This window comes from Bacillus sp. 2B09 (assembly GCF_003946835.1).
In the GTDB taxonomy this organism is placed as follows: Bacteria; Bacillota; Bacilli; order Bacillales; family Bacillaceae; genus Bacillus; species Bacillus altitudinis.
Genome location: NZ_RPSG01000002.1, coordinates 356,720 through 372,995, shown reverse-complemented (window position 1 = coordinate 372,995; position 16,276 = coordinate 356,720). Strand labels below are relative to the sequence as shown.

The 16,276-nt window shown below is 42.9% G+C and carries 16 protein-coding genes; 14 read left to right on the top strand and 2 right to left on the bottom strand.

The window, feature by feature from the left end; genetic code table 11:
• Positions 1-606 precede the first annotated feature (606 nt).
• The 9 genes from EBQ12_RS06880 (at position 607) to rbsB (ending at position 10,058) form a co-directional block, all read left to right on the top strand.
• Positions 607-2,088 carry a spore germination protein gene (locus EBQ12_RS06880; RefSeq protein ID WP_125589445.1) on the top strand — a complete coding sequence of 494 codons (1,482 nt, stop codon included), beginning with the start codon at positions 607-609 and terminating at the stop codon, positions 2,086-2,088.
• Positions 2,078-3,175 carry a GerAB/ArcD/ProY family transporter gene (locus EBQ12_RS06875; RefSeq protein ID WP_125589443.1) on the top strand — a complete coding sequence of 366 codons (1,098 nt, stop codon included), beginning with the start codon at positions 2,078-2,080 and terminating at the stop codon, positions 3,173-3,175. The genes EBQ12_RS06880 and EBQ12_RS06875 overlap by 11 nt, the downstream gene beginning before the upstream one ends.
• Complete coding sequence (locus EBQ12_RS06870) at positions 3,165-4,307, top strand: Ger(x)C family spore germination protein (RefSeq protein WP_017368178.1); 1,143 nt, start codon at positions 3,165-3,167, stop codon at positions 4,305-4,307. Before EBQ12_RS06875 ends, EBQ12_RS06870 begins: the two co-directional genes overlap by 11 nt.
• Before the next feature lie 117 nt (positions 4,308-4,424).
• The gene (locus EBQ12_RS06865) at positions 4,425-5,411 is read left to right on the top strand and encodes a LacI family DNA-binding transcriptional regulator (protein WP_008343265.1); all 987 of its coding nucleotides are present in this window, start codon (positions 4,425-4,427) and stop codon (positions 5,409-5,411) included.
• Positions 5,408-6,286, top strand: a complete 879-nt coding sequence (rbsK, locus tag EBQ12_RS06860; protein ID WP_125589441.1) for a ribokinase — start codon at positions 5,408-5,410, stop codon at positions 6,284-6,286. The genes EBQ12_RS06865 and rbsK overlap by 4 nt, the downstream gene beginning before the upstream one ends.
• Entirely contained in the window at positions 6,283-6,675 is a 393-nt protein-coding gene (gene rbsD, locus EBQ12_RS06855) for a D-ribose pyranase (RefSeq protein WP_017360008.1), read from the top strand. Before rbsK ends, rbsD begins: the two co-directional genes overlap by 4 nt.
• A 15-nt stretch (positions 6,676-6,690) precedes the next feature.
• Positions 6,691-8,172: a sugar ABC transporter ATP-binding protein gene (locus EBQ12_RS06850; RefSeq protein WP_125589439.1), complete on the top strand. Its 1,482-nt coding sequence runs from the start codon at positions 6,691-6,693 to the stop codon at positions 8,170-8,172.
• A gap of 1 nt (position 8,173) precedes the next feature.
• Complete coding sequence (rbsC, locus tag EBQ12_RS06845; protein WP_007497532.1) at positions 8,174-9,127, top strand: ribose ABC transporter permease RbsC; 954 nt, start codon at positions 8,174-8,176, stop codon at positions 9,125-9,127.
• Between the two features lie 13 nt (positions 9,128-9,140).
• Positions 9,141-10,058 carry a ribose ABC transporter substrate-binding protein RbsB gene (gene rbsB, locus EBQ12_RS06840; protein ID WP_125589437.1) on the top strand — a complete coding sequence of 306 codons (918 nt, stop codon included), beginning with the start codon at positions 9,141-9,143 and terminating at the stop codon, positions 10,056-10,058.
• Between the two features lie 232 nt (positions 10,059-10,290).
• On the opposite strand, the gene EBQ12_RS06835 is transcribed toward rbsB, so the two are convergent.
• Entirely contained in the window at positions 10,291-10,908 is a 618-nt protein-coding gene (locus EBQ12_RS06835) for a flavin reductase family protein (protein WP_024718717.1), read from the bottom strand.
• Between the two features lie 59 nt (positions 10,909-10,967).
• A complete protein-coding gene (gene alsR, locus EBQ12_RS06830; RefSeq protein ID WP_045033949.1) occupies positions 10,968-11,855 on the bottom strand; it encodes an acetoin biosynthesis transcriptional regulator AlsR in 888 nt (295 codons plus the stop codon).
• A 150-nt stretch (positions 11,856-12,005) separates the two neighbouring features.
• Here alsR and alsS point away from each other — a divergent pair, with 150 nt between their 5' ends.
• From alsS to chrA, 5 genes are all read left to right on the top strand, one after another.
• Complete coding sequence (alsS, locus tag EBQ12_RS06825) at positions 12,006-13,706, top strand: acetolactate synthase AlsS (RefSeq protein WP_039165330.1); 1,701 nt, start codon at positions 12,006-12,008, stop codon at positions 13,704-13,706.
• A gap of 44 nt (positions 13,707-13,750) precedes the next feature.
• A complete protein-coding gene (budA, locus tag EBQ12_RS06820; protein WP_370529243.1) occupies positions 13,751-14,512 on the top strand; it encodes an acetolactate decarboxylase in 762 nt (253 codons plus the stop codon).
• A 153-nt stretch (positions 14,513-14,665) separates the two neighbouring features.
• Positions 14,666-15,142 (top strand): chromate efflux transcriptional regulator ChrS, encoded by a 477-nt coding sequence (gene chrS / locus EBQ12_RS06815; RefSeq protein ID WP_017360010.1) that lies wholly within the window; start codon positions 14,666-14,668, stop codon positions 15,140-15,142.
• A 37-nt stretch (positions 15,143-15,179) separates the two neighbouring features.
• Positions 15,180-15,740: a chromate efflux transporter ChrB gene (chrB, locus tag EBQ12_RS06810; protein ID WP_430384045.1), complete on the top strand. Its 561-nt coding sequence runs from the start codon at positions 15,180-15,182 to the stop codon at positions 15,738-15,740.
• Positions 15,740-16,273 carry a chromate efflux transporter ChrA gene (chrA, locus tag EBQ12_RS06805; protein WP_007497548.1) on the top strand — a complete coding sequence of 178 codons (534 nt, stop codon included), beginning with the start codon at positions 15,740-15,742 and terminating at the stop codon, positions 16,271-16,273. The genes chrB and chrA overlap by 1 nt, the downstream gene beginning before the upstream one ends.
• The last annotated feature ends 3 nt before the right edge of the window (positions 16,274-16,276 follow it).

Sequence of the window (16,276 nt, the reverse complement as noted above, 5' to 3'; positions counted from 1 at the left end):
GTAATTGCCTATCTCACGCTCAAATGAAAAGGCCAAAAGACGGACAAAATGACGACTGAATTTCTGCTTCAAACAAGAGAAAGCGTTACCATCAAACAGTGAAAAATCTTTTGTCCTTTTCTCCCTAAATTTTTCGACAATTATTAAGATGTATTTTGAATCAATGTTTTAAAGTCCTTTCATCTCTATGAAATCAGTCATATCAATGCTTTAAATGAATAGTGCGTGTTTTAGAATATTTTATATTTTTAAATGAACAGGTTAGAAAGTCATCCTCATTGGTCAGAACGCTATGTGTTGACCTATGACAAAGGTCACCTGTCAAAAAATCAAGTCATCTGCTTATTTCCAGGTCACAAAAAAATGGGATAAGATGTCAAATATTAATCATTTTGTTATAGCCTATCTTTACGATATTCACTCCTTATGACCTAAACAATGAAACATTATTCATTTCTTTTTATCAAGATTCATCATTTCTTAACATTTTTAATGTGATTTTAGTTGAAAGTTGTCGGTGCGTGTCATGCTTTCCCCAAAGATGACGCATAAAATCATCTTCTCGGCTTACACTATGGTTAAAAAATCTGTGAGAGGAGGCTAAAGATGCCAAATACGAATGAGCAAACACGCTTACACTTTTTATCAGGCGGTTTTGAGGAAAAGATTCGGATTCTGAACAAAGCATTTCAACAAAGCGCTGATTTTGAATACCGGGAATTGATGGTGAATGAAACGAAATCAGTGCTGTTTTTTATTAAAACTAGAGTCGATGAAAGCAAATTAAACGACTTCATTATCGGCAACTTGCTCGGTCCTCCTGGAGAGCAGAACTATACAAAATCACTTAGTACACTCGAAACAGGAGACTTGACGCTGATTGTCGACAGTATTATTGCTGGGAGTATTGCCTTCCTTGATGAAAAATCTGCACAGATTAAAATATTTGCTGTTGGGCAGCCGCCGCTGCGTTCCATTTCTGAACCTTCTTCTGAAAGTATTATTGCAGGCGCACATGATGGGTTTGTTGAGAGTTTAGATACCAATTTATATTTGCTGCGTTCACACTTAAATGATCGAAAACTTGCAATCCAGTATCATAAGGTCGGTACAAAATCTGAAACAAAGGTTGCGACGGTTTACATTTCTGATATTGCCAATCAAGAAAAGATAGATGAGGTTAACAAACGAATTTCTTCTATTAAAGTAGACACGCTGCTTAGCCCCGGTTCTATTGTAGAGGCGATTGAAGATGATTCGTATTCCATCTTCCCGCAGCTTATTGACACTGAACGACCTGACAAAGTGAGATCCGCCATTCTTGAAGGAAGAATTGTCGTCTTGATGGACGGCAGCCCAATGGCTATCATTCTGCCTATTACGTTCTTTAGTTTCTTTCAATCACCAGATGACTACAATAGCCGCTGGATTCCGGCTACATTCATTCGTATTCTTCGCTATGTTGCCTGTATCATCGCAGTGATTTTGCCTTCTTTTTATATTGCAGTCATCGGCTTTCATTATGAGGTAGTCCCGGATGAATTAGCGATTACGATGAAAAATTCCATTATCGGCATTCCTTTTCCGCCGTTAATTGAAGCAATGCTGATGGAGATTACGATTGAGCTCATACGAGAAGCAGGGGTGCGTCTACCAAAGCCAATTGGTCAGACGATTGGGATTGTAGGCGGTTTGGTGATTGGAGATGCTGTGGTAAAAGCTGGACTCATTTCGAATGTCCTTGTCATTGTTGTTGCCGTGACAGCTGTTGCATCCTTTGTCCTCCCATCCTTTGAAATGACGTCCACCATTCGTATGCTTCGTTTTCCCCTCATGTTTATGGCATCGATGTTTGGGTTTATTGGCATTTCATTCGGCCTGTCGATCGTATTGATGAATTTATGCCGCCTCGAATCACTAGGTGTCCCTTACTTATCACCAGTGGCTCCATTTAACTGGCAGGACTTAAAAGATACCGTGATTCGATTACCGATGTGGATGTACAAAAAGCGCCCTGCTTACTTAAATCCAAAAAAGAAAGAGCAAATTGAAAATTTGAGAGGATGGACAAATAAAGATGAAAAATAAAATATCTCCACCTCAAGCTGTCTTTTTTGTCATTCAATCTCAAATTGGTGTCGGTATTTTAGCTCTCCCCCATTTGCTGATGAAAGACATGGGACACGATGGATGGATGGCGATTATCTTAGCCTGTTTTTTCATTCAAATCATTAACACCATTTTTATTTACATCATTCAGAAGTATCCTGATACATCATTTTTCCAAGCCTTAATTGAAGTGTTCGGAAAATGGATCGGCCGGACTTTGGTGGCACTATATACGTTATACTTCGCCTCCGTCTGCATTGTTGTTTTATCCATTTTCACAAGAATTCTTGGCATTTGGGTACTGCCGCTCACACCAAATTGGGTCATTAATCTATTACTGATGATCTCCATCATTTACATTGCAAAGGAGCAAATTACGGCCATTGTCAGGTTTAACTTCGTTTTGACACCCTTTTTGCTCATGCTATCTCTCATCATGCTCTATTCATTAAAAGGAACCAATATCGATTACCTCCTGCCTTTTTTTCAAACTGATTTTTCTCAATTTCAGCTCGGATTAAAGGATGTTGTACTCTCAATGAACGGGTTCGAGATGATCCTCATTATCTCTCCATTGATGAAAGGAACCATTAAGGAACGATATAAAGTCATGACCATTGCCAATATATGCACGACGCTTTACTACCTATTTATTACATTGATTTGTTTTATGTTCTTCAGTCCGATTGAGCTCAATATCATTCCCAACCCAGTTCTTTATCTACTAAAAACCATTTCGTTCGGTGTGATTGAACGGACGGATTTAATTTTCCTTAGTTTCTGGGTATTTGTCATTTTAGCTACACTCAGTAATTACCTTTACTTTTGTGCGAATGGCGTGGCAAGTATTCTTAAGAAAAAAGAACACAAAAAATATGTCTTATATTTTGCCATTTTGATTTATGCGGCTAGCTGTTATCTTGCAACCGATAATTTTAGAATTCAGCGTTTTAATGATTTTACCACCATCGCTCAATATTCATTTATTTACACACTCCCAATCTTTATGGCCATTATCATCTTTATCAAACATCGCAAAGGGAAGGTGAAATCACATGCGTCATAAGTACATACTGACGTTGCTCATGTGTGTTTCTCTCATATTCATGCCTGGCTGCTGGGATCAAAATTTATTAAAGAACATCTCTCTTGTGTTAACCTCCGCTGTTGATCAGGGAGAGGATGAAAATGCAAGATACTCGATTACTTATCGAAAGGTGCAGCAGTCTCAAAGTATGGAACAAGGAAATACAGGTAGCTTTTTAACCACTCTTCTCACAACTGAAGCCCCTACTTTAAGAAAAGCGAGAACCAACTTCAGCCGGATAGTGGATCAAAAAATAGACATGTCGAAAATGCGGGTGATGCTGATCGGTGATGAATTTGCCCAAAATCGTCTTCTTCCCTACTTAGATATGTTTTATCGTGATCCAAAAAGTCCCCTCCTCGCAAATCTTGCCGTTGTTCAAGGGGGGACCTGTGAAGAAGTGATTAACTCGCTGCTGAAGGAAAAACTCATCGTGAGTGACTATTTAAATAACTTGATCACAACCGCATCACGCTCCTCCCAAGTAGCACCTAAAAACATTCAAAGTATTCGATCTAAAATGCTTCAAACTGGAGAGGACTTCACACTACCGTTAATCTATTTTGATCAATCGAAGAAATTAATTAGTGTAAAAGGGGTTGCTCTATTTGATAATGAGAAGAAGAAAGGCGAGTTGTACGGTCAAGACGCGATCTTGCTCACCGTCATGGACGGAAAAATGGGCAAGTATGCCAACTTCACAAAAAAAGTGAGAAGCGACATGAAGTCAAAAGAAAACAATTACATTACGATTCAAGTCACTGATGTAAAGAGAGACATCGAGATTCTAAATCCTGATCATCGAAACTTAACATACTCACTCAAATTTGAATTTAATACTTCTGTCATTGAGTACCCAAAAGATAACCTTGATACTGACAAAAAAATTGAAATCCTCAACAAAAGACTTTCAACCATCTTGACAAAAGAAGCAGAAAAAATTGTTGCTACATTACAAGAAGCAAATTCTGACGTCTTAAGCCTCGGCAGAAAATACCGGGTCAGACATTATGATGAGTATATGAAAATGAATTGGGTCACCGATTATCCAAAAGTGAAAATCATCCCAAAAATCAAAGTGAACATTACCCAAACAGGCATTATTAGTTAAGAAAAGGAAGACGACCTCTTTCTTTTCTTTTTTTATTTTTTTAAGATTGTTTTTTCAATGCTTTCGTGATAATCTATCTATGTAAACGGTTACACATCAAAGAAGGGAGGCACTCCATTGGCTACAATTAAAGATGTTGCAAAAGCTGCTCAAGTGTCTGTTGCGACTGTTTCACGCGTGCTTAACGATACTGGATACGTCCATATTGATACGAAAACCCGTGTGACACAAGCGATGCAGGAGCTAAACTACTTCCCCAATGAAGTGGCACGATCCCTTTTTAAAAGAGAATCAAGATTAGTTGGTCTCATCTTACCTGATATCACAAACCCCTTCTTCCCTCAGCTAGCTAGAGGCGTTGAGGATGAGATTCATGCAAACGGTTTTCGCTTATTATTCGGAAACAGTGATGAAGATCGGGAGAAGGAAATGGCCTATTTACAAACCTTTAAGCAAAACCAGGTGGTCGGTGTCATCGCTGTCACAAACGAACCTGAATCGGATTTGTACAATGATGATGAACTGCCTGTTGTCTTCTTAGATCGTACCGTTCCAAATGCGCCTTCTGTGTTTGCAGATGCTACGGCAGGCGGGAAAATGGCTGCAATGGAATTAATCAAACGCGGCAGTCAGCAGATCACATTGCTAAAAGGGCCCGCTCATCTTCAAACGGCGCGGCAAAGATTCAAAGGCGCACTTGATGTTCTGACTGAAGAAGGTGCTAACTTTCATGTGATGTCTAACGCTTCTTTTTCTTTTCAGGAAGCCCGAAAAAGCGCCAAGGCTCTTTTCAAGCTGTACCCTGAAACAGATGGCATCATTGCCAGCAATGACATCGTCGCAGCAGCCGTCGTACACGAAGCGCTTCGTATTGGAAAAGCCATTCCAGAAGACGTCCAAATCATTGGATTTGATGATATTCCGCAAAGCGAACTGCTCTTCCCTTCTTTATCAACGATCCGGCAGCCTGCCTATGATATGGGGAAAGAAGCCGCAAAGCTGATCATTAAAGCCATTCAGAAACAGCCAATAGATCAAGCAGTTATTCAAATGCCCGTCTCTTTTATTGAACGAGAGACCACAAGAAAGGTGGATTCACAATGAGTCAAATAGTTGTCGTAGGAAGTTGTTCCATGGATTTAGTTGTTACATCGAATAAACGTCCTAGTGCCGGAGAAACCGTCCTAGGCGAATCATTTAAAACGGTCCCTGGGGGAAAAGGAGCCAATCAAGCAGTAGCAAGCGCAAGGCTCGGTGCAGATGTATATATGATCGGCCGAGTTGGGGATGACGCATATGGTCAGGACATTATGAGCAATTTGCAAGCACAAGGTGTTCGCACCACCTATATGAAACCGGTTACCGAAATGGAAAGCGGAACAGCTCATATCATTTTAGCTGAAGGGGATAACAGCATTGTTGTCGTCAAAGGAGCAAACAATGAGGTAACACCTCATTATGTAAAAGGTGCTCTTTCTTCTATTGAAAATATCGGAATCGTCCTCATCCAGCAGGAAATTCCTGAAGAAACAGTCGAAGCCGTCTGCGCCATTTGCAGCGAAAAAGGGATCCCAGTCATCTTAAATCCCGCACCAGCTCGCAAAGTCTCTCAGCAAATATTAGATCAAGCTGCCTATATCACGCCAAACGAACACGAAGCAGCTCTTATGTTTGATGGACTCACCATAGCAGAGGCTTTGCGCCAATATCCAAACAAATTACTCATTACAGAAGGAAAAAGTGGTGTTCGATACTTTGACGGATCAAAAGAAGTGTTGGTACCGGGCTATCCTGTGAAAGCCGTCGACACTACAGGCGCTGGTGATACTTTTAACGGCGCTCTAGCTGTAGCACTAACAGAAGGAAAATCCCTATACGACGCACTTGCCTTTGCCAACTTAGCCGCATCTATCTCAGTCACAAAATTTGGTGCTCAAGGCGGCATGCCAGCAAGAGAAGAATTGGAGAATAAGAAATGAAGAAAAATGGTATTTTAAATAGTCATATCGCCAAGGTGCTTGCTGACCTCGGTCATACAGATACAATTGTCATTGCAGACTGCGGCCTGCCCATTCCAGAAGGCCCGGTCAAGATCGACCTTGCATTATCCATCGGCACACCATCCTTTCAGGAGGTTACTTCCCTTCTTCTTGAGGAAATGGCCGTTGAACACATCACGATCGCCAGTGAAATCAAAGAAGCCAATGAGAGAGATCATTTATTTCTAAAGAAAGCGTTCTCACATCCGTTAGATGAAGTCGATCACGAGACATTTAAAGACATGACCAAACAGGCAAAAGCAGTGATTCGAACGGGTGAAGCCACCCCATACGCAAACTGCATTCTTCATGCCGGTGTCATCTTTTAAAAGGAGGAGCCACTTATGAACATTGAAATGCATAACATCCATAAGGCCTTTGGAAAAAACACCGTTCTCGCCGGGGTCTCCTTTGACCTCGTCACAGGTGAAGTCCATGCACTAATGGGTGAAAACGGGGCAGGAAAATCAACGTTAATGAATCTGCTGACAGGACTCTATTCCCTGGATCAAGGAACGATTCAAATCGACGGAAAAGAAACCGCTTTCAAGAATCCGAAAGAAGCCGAGCAGAACGGGATTGCCTTCATTCATCAGGAGCTGAATATATGGCCTGATATGACGGTACTCGAGAATTTATTTATCGGGAAAGAAATCTATACAAAACTTGGTCTCCTAGACACCAAGAAAATGAAAGCCCTCGCTCAAGCGCAGCTCGACCGATTGTCTGTCAACCTCTCGCTTGATCAAGAGGCAGGAAGCTGTTCTGTCGGACAAAAGCAGATGATTGAGATTGCGAAAGCGTTAATGACCGATGCAAAGGTCATTATTATGGATGAACCAACAGCTGCTCTCACAGACCGTGAGATTGAAAAGCTATTTCAGGTCATTGAATCACTCAAAAAAGAAGGCGTTTCCATCGTCTACATTTCTCACCGTATGGAAGAAATCTTCGCCATTTGTGACCGAATTACCATCATGCGTGACGGAAAAACGGTCGATACGAAAGCGATACCGGACACGAATTTCCATGAAGTCGTCAAAAAAATGGTCGGCCGCGAATTAACCGATCGTTACCCTGAACGCACACCTTCTACTGGTGATACCGTCCTAGAAGTGAAGCAAGCAACGAGGAAAGGCCGCTTTCAAGATGTCAGTTTTTCCGTCAAAGCTGGAGAAATTGTCGGTGTTGCAGGCTTAATGGGTGCTGGCCGGACGGAAATGATGCGGGCGCTCTTTGGACTCGATCCCCTGGATCAAGGAGAAATTTGGGTTCATGGGAAAAAGGCTGTCATTAAAAAACCAAGTGATGCAGTTAAACTTGGCATCGGTTTTATCACGGAGGATCGTAAAGATGAAGGACTGATGCTAGATGCATCCATCCGGGAAAACATCGGCTTGCCTAACTTAGACAGCTTCTCTCCAAAGGGGCTGATCGATAAGAAAAACGAGCAGGACTTTGTTGACCTGCTCATCAAACGACTCACGATCAAAACCGCTTCATCTGAAATTTCTGCACGCAGCCTGTCCGGTGGAAATCAGCAAAAGGTCGTCATCGCCAAATGGATCGGCATTCAGCCGAAGGTGCTGATTTTAGATGAACCGACAAGAGGCGTCGACGTCGGGGCGAAACGAGAAATTTATCAGCTCATGAACGAGCTGACGGATCGAGGCGTTGCCATTTTGATGGTCTCCTCTGAGCTCCCAGAAGTTCTTGGGATGAGCGATCGAGTGCTTGTTATCCATGAAGGAACTATCAGCGGAGAATTAAGTAAAACAGAAGCTACACAAGAACGAATTATGACACTAGCTACAGGAGGGAAGTAACATGAAACCACTTACTTCAAATGGACGATTTGACAACATCATGCAAAAGCTTGGGCCATTCTTAGGACTCATCATCCTTGTTGCCATTGTTTCTATTTTAAATCCGGCCTTTTTAGAACCATTAAACATTTTAAACTTACTCAGACAAATCTCCATTAACGCCCTCATTGCCTTTGGCATGACGTTTGTTATTTTAACCGGAGGAATTGATTTGTCTGTCGGTGCCATTCTAGCGCTGTCTAGTGCTCTGACTGCCGGCTTTATTGTATCTGGTTTGGACCCGATTCTTGCCATCATCGTTGGATGTATCATCGGTGCCATCCTTGGAATGATCAACGGTCTTTTAATCACAAAAGGAAAAATGGCTCCTTTTATCGCAACACTTGCGACGATGACGATTTTCAGAGGATTGACGCTTGTTTATACAGACGGAAACCCAATTACTGGGCTCGGCTCTAACTATGCATTTCAGCTATTTGGCCGTGGATATTTCTTAGGCATTCCTGTTCCAGCGATCACCATGCTTCTCACCTTTATCGTTCTTTGGGTCTTGCTTCATAAAACACCTTTTGGCAGAAGAACGTATGCCATTGGCGGAAATGAAAAAGCAGCCCTCATCTCAGGTATTAAAGTACCACGCGTCAAAATCATGATTTACTCCTTAGCCGGCTTTATGTCTGCTTTAGCAGGTGCGATCTTAACATCTCGTCTCAACTCAGCCCAACCAACAGCTGGTACGTCGTATGAACTTGATGCAATTGCTGCCGTTGTACTTGGCGGGACAAGCCTGTCCGGCGGAAGAGGGCGAATTGTCGGCACACTCATCGGTGTACTCATTATTGGGGTCTTGAACAATGGTATGAACTTACTTGGTGTTTCATCATTCTATCAGTCTGTTGTGAAAGGGATTGTCATCTTGATTGCAGTCCTACTCGACAGAAAGAAATCTGCTTAAGGAGGCAGCTGCTATGAAAAAATATGTAATCCTGATCGTGACTCTCTCACTATTCATGCTTTCTGCCTGCTCGCTTGAACCGCCAGAGTGGGCCAAATCAACAAAGGATGGCAAGAAAAAAGACATTAAAATCGGACTGTCGATCTCGACTTTAAATAACCCATTCTTCGTTTCTCTTAAAAACGGTGTGACAAAAGAAGCGAAAAAGCTTGGCATCGAAGTTGTCATTGCCGATGCACAAAATGATTCAGCCAAACAAACAAGTGATGTAGAAGATTTAATTCAACAAGGGGTCGATGCATTACTCATTAACCCAGCCGATTCCTCTGCCATATCAACGGCTGTCGAATCTGCGAATGCTTCAGACATACCGGTCATCACATTAGACCGCTCGGCAGAAAGCGGAAAGGTTGAAGCGCTTGTTGCTTCTGATAACATCAAAGGCGGCGAAATGGCAGCTAACTTTATTATCGACAAAGTCGGTAAAGGAGCAAAAGTGGCTGAACTAGAAGGTGTACCAGGTGCTTCTGCGACACGTGAACGAGGAAAAGGTTTCCATCAAATTGCAGACAAAAAGTTAGATGTCACAGCAAAACAAGCCGCTGACTTCGACCGGACAAAAGGGCTCAACGTGATGGAAAACCTTCTTCAAGGAAACCCTGACATCAAAGCCGTTTTTGCCCACAATGATGAAATGGCACTTGGCGTACTAGAGGCCATCCAAAGCTCTGGAAAAGACATTCTTGTCGTCGGTTTCGACGGTAATGAAGATGCACTCAACTCGATCAAAGCAGGAAAACTATCTGCAACAGTCGCGCAGCAGCCAGAGCTGATCGGTCAACTGGCAGTCGGCGCTGCTGACGATGTATTAAAAGGGAAAAAGGTAGAGAAAAATATCGCCGCTCCATTGAAACTAGAACAAAAGAAATAAACACTAAACCCCCGATAGCCTCGGGGGTTTTAGATTATAGACAAAGGCTGAAATGAACTTTATTTTAGCCTTTGTCTTCTTTTCAGCGTGATAGAAAACCTTTGCAGTCTAGGAAGGGCGAGCACCGGAGCAGAGCGAATTGACATTCGTGAGCACCGAAGCGCAGGACTGACAAAGAATGCGAGGGTTTGTCTACACGCTGGACCACCGATAGCCTCGGGGGTTTTAGATGTTATTCCGGCCTCTTCAGTACAAATGGCGTGCCTAAATGGGCATAATCATTACCTGCTAGGCGCGCAACTGGCTTTAATTCATTCGTAAAAATATATCCTTTTTCCGCATCATAGACGGATTCATCTAAATGCGCACACACCACCCGGCCAATGATATGATCGACTGTGATCTCCCCTTCATCATTTTGAAAGGTCAGATGTTTTTCCAGCTGACATTCAAAGCGAATGCGTGCTTCCTTGATTCCTGGCACTGACACCACGCTGCTCTTCACTTGATGAAGACCGGTACGAGTCAGCTCACTCTCTTCCTCTGGCAAAGTAGCAGCTGTTTCATTAATATCTTCAATCATCGCTTCATCACTCACATGGACAACAAATTCTTCCCTGTCGATGATATGTTTTGCTGTATCTTTCATCTCTCCTTGACGACGTCCAATAGAAACAGCGATCAGCGGAGGATGGCCACTGATGACATTAAAGAAACTAAATGGTGCAGCATTGACGACTTCTTCTTTAGAAAGGCTTGTAATAAATGCAATGGGTCTTGGAACGACGGAACCAGATAATACTTTATATGCTTCTTTTCGTGACAACTGATCCATTTGTAATGTAATCACTTCAGACATGCCTCCTCTTGTATGTAACGACATCATACCATACCCAGTTCTCTCTTCCCTTATTCCGGCTCACCGCGATGGAGAATATGATGGACAAGATGAAACAATGCCGGATTATGATTTTCTCGTCTATAAGAAATGGTCCATTCCGCCAATAGCTCCTCACCTTCAATTGACCGATACACCACATCTAAATTAAATAAACGCCGGGCCGATGTTGGAATGATAGCAATTCCGATTCCCGCTGTGACAAGCCCAATGACCATTTGATATTCTGCTGCTTCCTGCACGATATTGGGTGAAAATCCGTACTTTTCACAAAGTAGGACAAAATGCTGATAAAGGGACGGCCATGATTCCTTTGATAAAGAAATAATCGGCTCATCACGAATATCTTCAATCGTGACCGCTTCTTTTTCCGCCAGCGGATGGTTTTTCGGAATCGCAAAAATACATTCACTTTGCTTCATTAAACGACTGACCAATTCTTCTTGCGGTGATGTAGGATGCAAAAAACCAATATCAATCTCACCATTCAAAAGCGCCTCAAGCTGCTGCGGGACAGAGAGCTGTTGCAGCTCAATACTGACAGAGGGGTACCGCTCTCTGAATTCACGGACAACTGGCGGCAGAATATCATATGTCGCTGTACCAACGAAACCGATGATAATCTTCCCAAGCTCCCCTCTTGCCGTATGCCGGGCATGATCAACGGCTTTATCAAGCTGATGCAGCACCCCCCGGACCTCATGTAAAAAAACCTTTCCAGCAGCTGTTAACTCCACCACCCTTTTAGACCGGTGAAACAAAGGAAATCCCAATTCTTCCTCAAACTGCTTAATTTGCTGACTAAGTGGAGGCTGTGTCATGTTCAATCGTGCGGCCGCTCTGCCGAAATGCAGCTCCTCCGCGACTGTGACAAAATACTGCAAATGTCTCAGTTCCATCCTTTCACTCCTCAAACACTTATTCGTGAAACATATTAAAACTACGTTAAACATATATTGGAAAATTTATTTTGTGAAATGTATAGTAAATCATATCATGAAAATATATTTTCATAAAAAATTTTACTTGCCGAAAGGAGTGCGGGGTAAATGAATTCTCAAACACAACCCCTAACAAAACGAGGAGCAGAGTTGATTGTCGATACGCTCATTGCCCAAGGTGTGACCCATGTTTTTGCGATTCCAGGTGCAAAAATTGATGCAGTATTTGATGTATTAAAAGACAGAGGTCCAGAGCTTGTGCTATGCAGACATGAACAAAATGCGGCATTCATGGCAGCAGCTGTCGGTCGTTTAACTGGCAAACCAGGCGTTTGTCTCGTTACATCAGGTCCTGGCGCATCCAATTTAGCGACAGGTCTATTAACTGCCAATACAGAAGGTGACCCTGTTGTTGCAATCGCTGGAAACGTCATCCGTGCGGATCGGCTCAAACGAACACATCAATCACTCGACAATGCGGCATTATTCAAACCAGTGACAAAATATAGCGTTGAAGTACAAGACGTAAACAATATACCAGAAGCCTTAACAAATGCTTTTCGCGCGGCACAAAGAGGTCAAGCTGGGGCAGCATTTATCAGCTTTCCACAAGATGTCGTGACCGAACACACCACACAAACACCAGTGTCTGCTCACCCTTCTCCAGAACTAGGTCCTGCACCGGATGCTCTCATCAGTTCGGCCATCGCCAAAATTCAAAATGCGCACTTACCTGTTGCAATTGTGGGAATGAAAGCTAGCCGTCCTGCTGCGGCAAATGCGACAAGAACATTATTAAAAACACTTGGTATCCCATTTGTCGAAACGTACCAAGGAGCCGGTGTTCTCTCAAGAGAGCTTGAGGCTCAATATGTGGGCAGAATCGGCTTATTCCGTAATCAGCCAGGCGACCTTCTCATTGAGAAAGCGGATGTGATTTTAACTATTGGCTTTGATCCAATCGAATACGATCCGAAGCATTGGAATTTGAAACCGCAGCAGCGTCAAATCATCCATGTGGATGACATGCAGGCAGATATTGACCATTTCTATGAACCGACGCTTGAGCTTGTGGGCAATATATCTGAAACGGTGCAACATCTAGCCCACGACAGCGTTCCACTTTCATTATGCAAAAAGAACGTAGATCTCGTCACAGAATTACAAGAGCTGTTAAGTGATATCGAAAAAACACCAGAAAGAGAAAGTCATTTATCACACCCGCTGGATGTCATTCATACGTTGAGACGTATCATCCCAGATGACACGAAAGTGACATGTGATATCGGATCGCACGCTATTTGGATGTCTCGCCACTTCCGTGTTTATGAACCGAACACGTTCCTAGTAAGTAACGGAATGCAAACACTTGGCGTGGCATTACCGTGGGCGATTGCAGCCTCCATATTGAATCCAGATGAAAAGATCATTTCAGTCTCAGGTGATGGCGGTTTTCTCTTCTCCGCCATGGAATTAGAAACAGCCGTGCGCATGAAAACAAATCTCGTTCATCTCGTTTGGAACGACAGCACATACGATATGGTGGCATTCCAGCAGGAAATGAAGTATGACCGTACGTCTTGTGTTGAGTTCGGTCAGATCGACTTAGTGAAATATGCAGAAAGCTTTGGAGCAACTGGATTACGTGTCAACTCACCTGAAGAGCTTTCAACTGTCCTTCAAAAGGGTATAAACATAGAAGGACCCGTTATTATTGATATTCCGATAGACTATCAAGACAACCCAGACCTCGCCAGTCAAAAATGGCCAGAAGTCTTTCGTGAAAAACACACAACGAACGTCAGATAAGACTTCGATACATTACGTTAAAGGAGTGAGCGGACATGGGTATGATGCACCCAATGAATCAACAAAACAACACAATACCGCAGGACAAAAAGCAAGAGGTCTATCAAGTATCAACCATGACCTCCTTGCTGGAAGCCGTATACGATGGAGATTTCTCCCTATCACATATTCCCGAGCATGGTGATTTTGGCATTGGCACATTCAATCAATTAGATGGGGAACTAATCGGCTTTGATGGCGCTTTTTATCGACTGCGCTCTGATGGAACAGCCACACCAGTAACCGATCAAGATTATTCACCATTCTGCTCTCTAGCATTCTTTGAAACGGACATCGTTCATCGAATTGATGCACCGATGACGTCCAAAGAGCTAGAGGAAGAAATCGACCGAATCTTACCGAGCAAGAATGTCTTTTATGCAATCCGCATCGATGGGTCATTCAAAAAGGTTCAAACCCGTACGGTTGAAAAACAGGAAAAACCTTATGTTCCGATGGTAGAGGCAGTCAAGTCACAGCCTATTTTCGATTTTGAAAATATTCGCGGAACGATTGCAGGCTTCCGTACACCACAGTATGCACATGGCATTGCGGTAAGTGGATATCATCTCCACTTTATTGATGATGATCGAAGCGTAGGCGGGCATGTATTTGATTACACTGTGGATCAAGTGACCATCCGAATTTCCCAAAAACGTCACATGAATTTACACCTTCCAAATACGCAGGAGTTCTTCCAAGCAGACATTGATCGTGCTGACCTTGCACAGCAAATTGCCAGTGCGGAAAGCAGCCCAGAAAAATAAAATGAACACACCCCGGTGATACCGGGGTGTTTTTTTATACAAAAAGATATATTACCTTCTTTTATTATTTCATTTCGTTACTCAATTAAAAATCAAACATTCTATTCGTAATAAAATATGATAGAATATCAACAGAAGAAAGGTGGTTATACGGTGGCACATGAATATCGCATTCCAAACTTAACATTAGATGAAAGAGATAAACAAATTCTTTCCTTATTACACGAGGACGGGCGTATGTCCTACACGGATCTAGGGAAACAAGTCGGCCTTTCCCGTGTTGCTGTACAAGCCCGTATTCAGCAGCTCATTGAAGCAGGTGTCATTGAACGATTCACCGCTGTCATTAATCCAGCAAAGATCGGCATTCATGTCTCTGTCTTTTTTAACGTAGAGGTTGAGCCGAAATGTTTAGAAACAGTCGCCCTTCAGCTTGAGCAGGAAACAGCCGTCACAAGCCTTTATCATATGACAGGACCAAGCAAGCTGCATATGCATGGCATTTTTCAAAATGAACAGGAAATGGAGACGTTCCTGACAAAGAAGCTGTACCCGCTTGAAGGCGTCGTCAGTGTGGACTGTCAAATGCTCATTAAACGATACAAAAGCCGAATGGGCATGAAATTGTAGATAGGAGTTGAAACACTTGCAATCATATCTTGAACTCATGATCGCCATGGTGCGAACCGGTATTCTGGGATTTGGCGGAGGACCTTCTGTGATCCCGCTCATTCGCCATGAAGCGGTCGTCAAATACAAATGGATCAATGATGACGAATTTGGAGAAACACTCGCCATCGCCAACGCATTACCCGGACCGATTGCTACGAAAATGTCGGCATACCTCGGCTATCGATTAAAAGGTGTATCTGGCGCCATTGTTGCAACAGCTGCACATATTTTACCGACATGTCTCGCTATGGTGGCACTTGTTACACTTGTCAGCGTCTTAAGCTCTTCAGTCATCATTCAAAATATGATCGGTGCTGTGACACCAGTGATTGCCGTTCTGTTAGGAATGATGGCATATGAATTTGGACAAAGAGCGTTGAAGGGCTTCGGCATGATCTTCGGAATCGCCCTATTCCTTTTGGCATTTGTCGGTCTTCAAGTACTCTCGATTCATCCAGGAATCATTGTCATCATCTTTTTATGTTATGGTGCCTTTCATTTCAAACTGAAAGATCGCTGGACTCGAACAAATAAAGAGAAAGGAGTGTCTTCGTGATGCTGATTCTCTTTTTATTCTGGGCATTCTTCTTATCCAATCTGTTAGGGTATGGCGGAGGACCTGCCTCCATTCCGCTCAATTATGAAGAAATCGTCAATCATTTTCATTGGATGACGAACGAAGGGTTCTCCAATATGCTCGCATTAGCCAACGCACTTCCAGGTCCAATCGCTACGAAAATTGCGGCTTATGTAGGCTATGATGTCATGGGATGGCCAGGCTTTATCGTTGCACTGCTTGCGACGGTCCTGCCGTCTGCGATCGGATTGATCTTACTGCTAAAACTCATTGACCGTTTTCGCCAATCTTCTGTCGTCAAAGGCATGACCCTATCTGTACAGCCTGTCATTGCCATGATGATGCTTTTATTAACATGGGAAATTGGCGGAGATGCCGTGAAAGCCATTGGCTGGACGCAATCACTTGCCATTGCTGCCATTTCATTTTTCTTTATGACCAAATTCAAATTGCACCCTGCCTTTCTGATTGTGGCTGCATTTTTATATGGCGGATTTATTCTTCCTCATTAACGA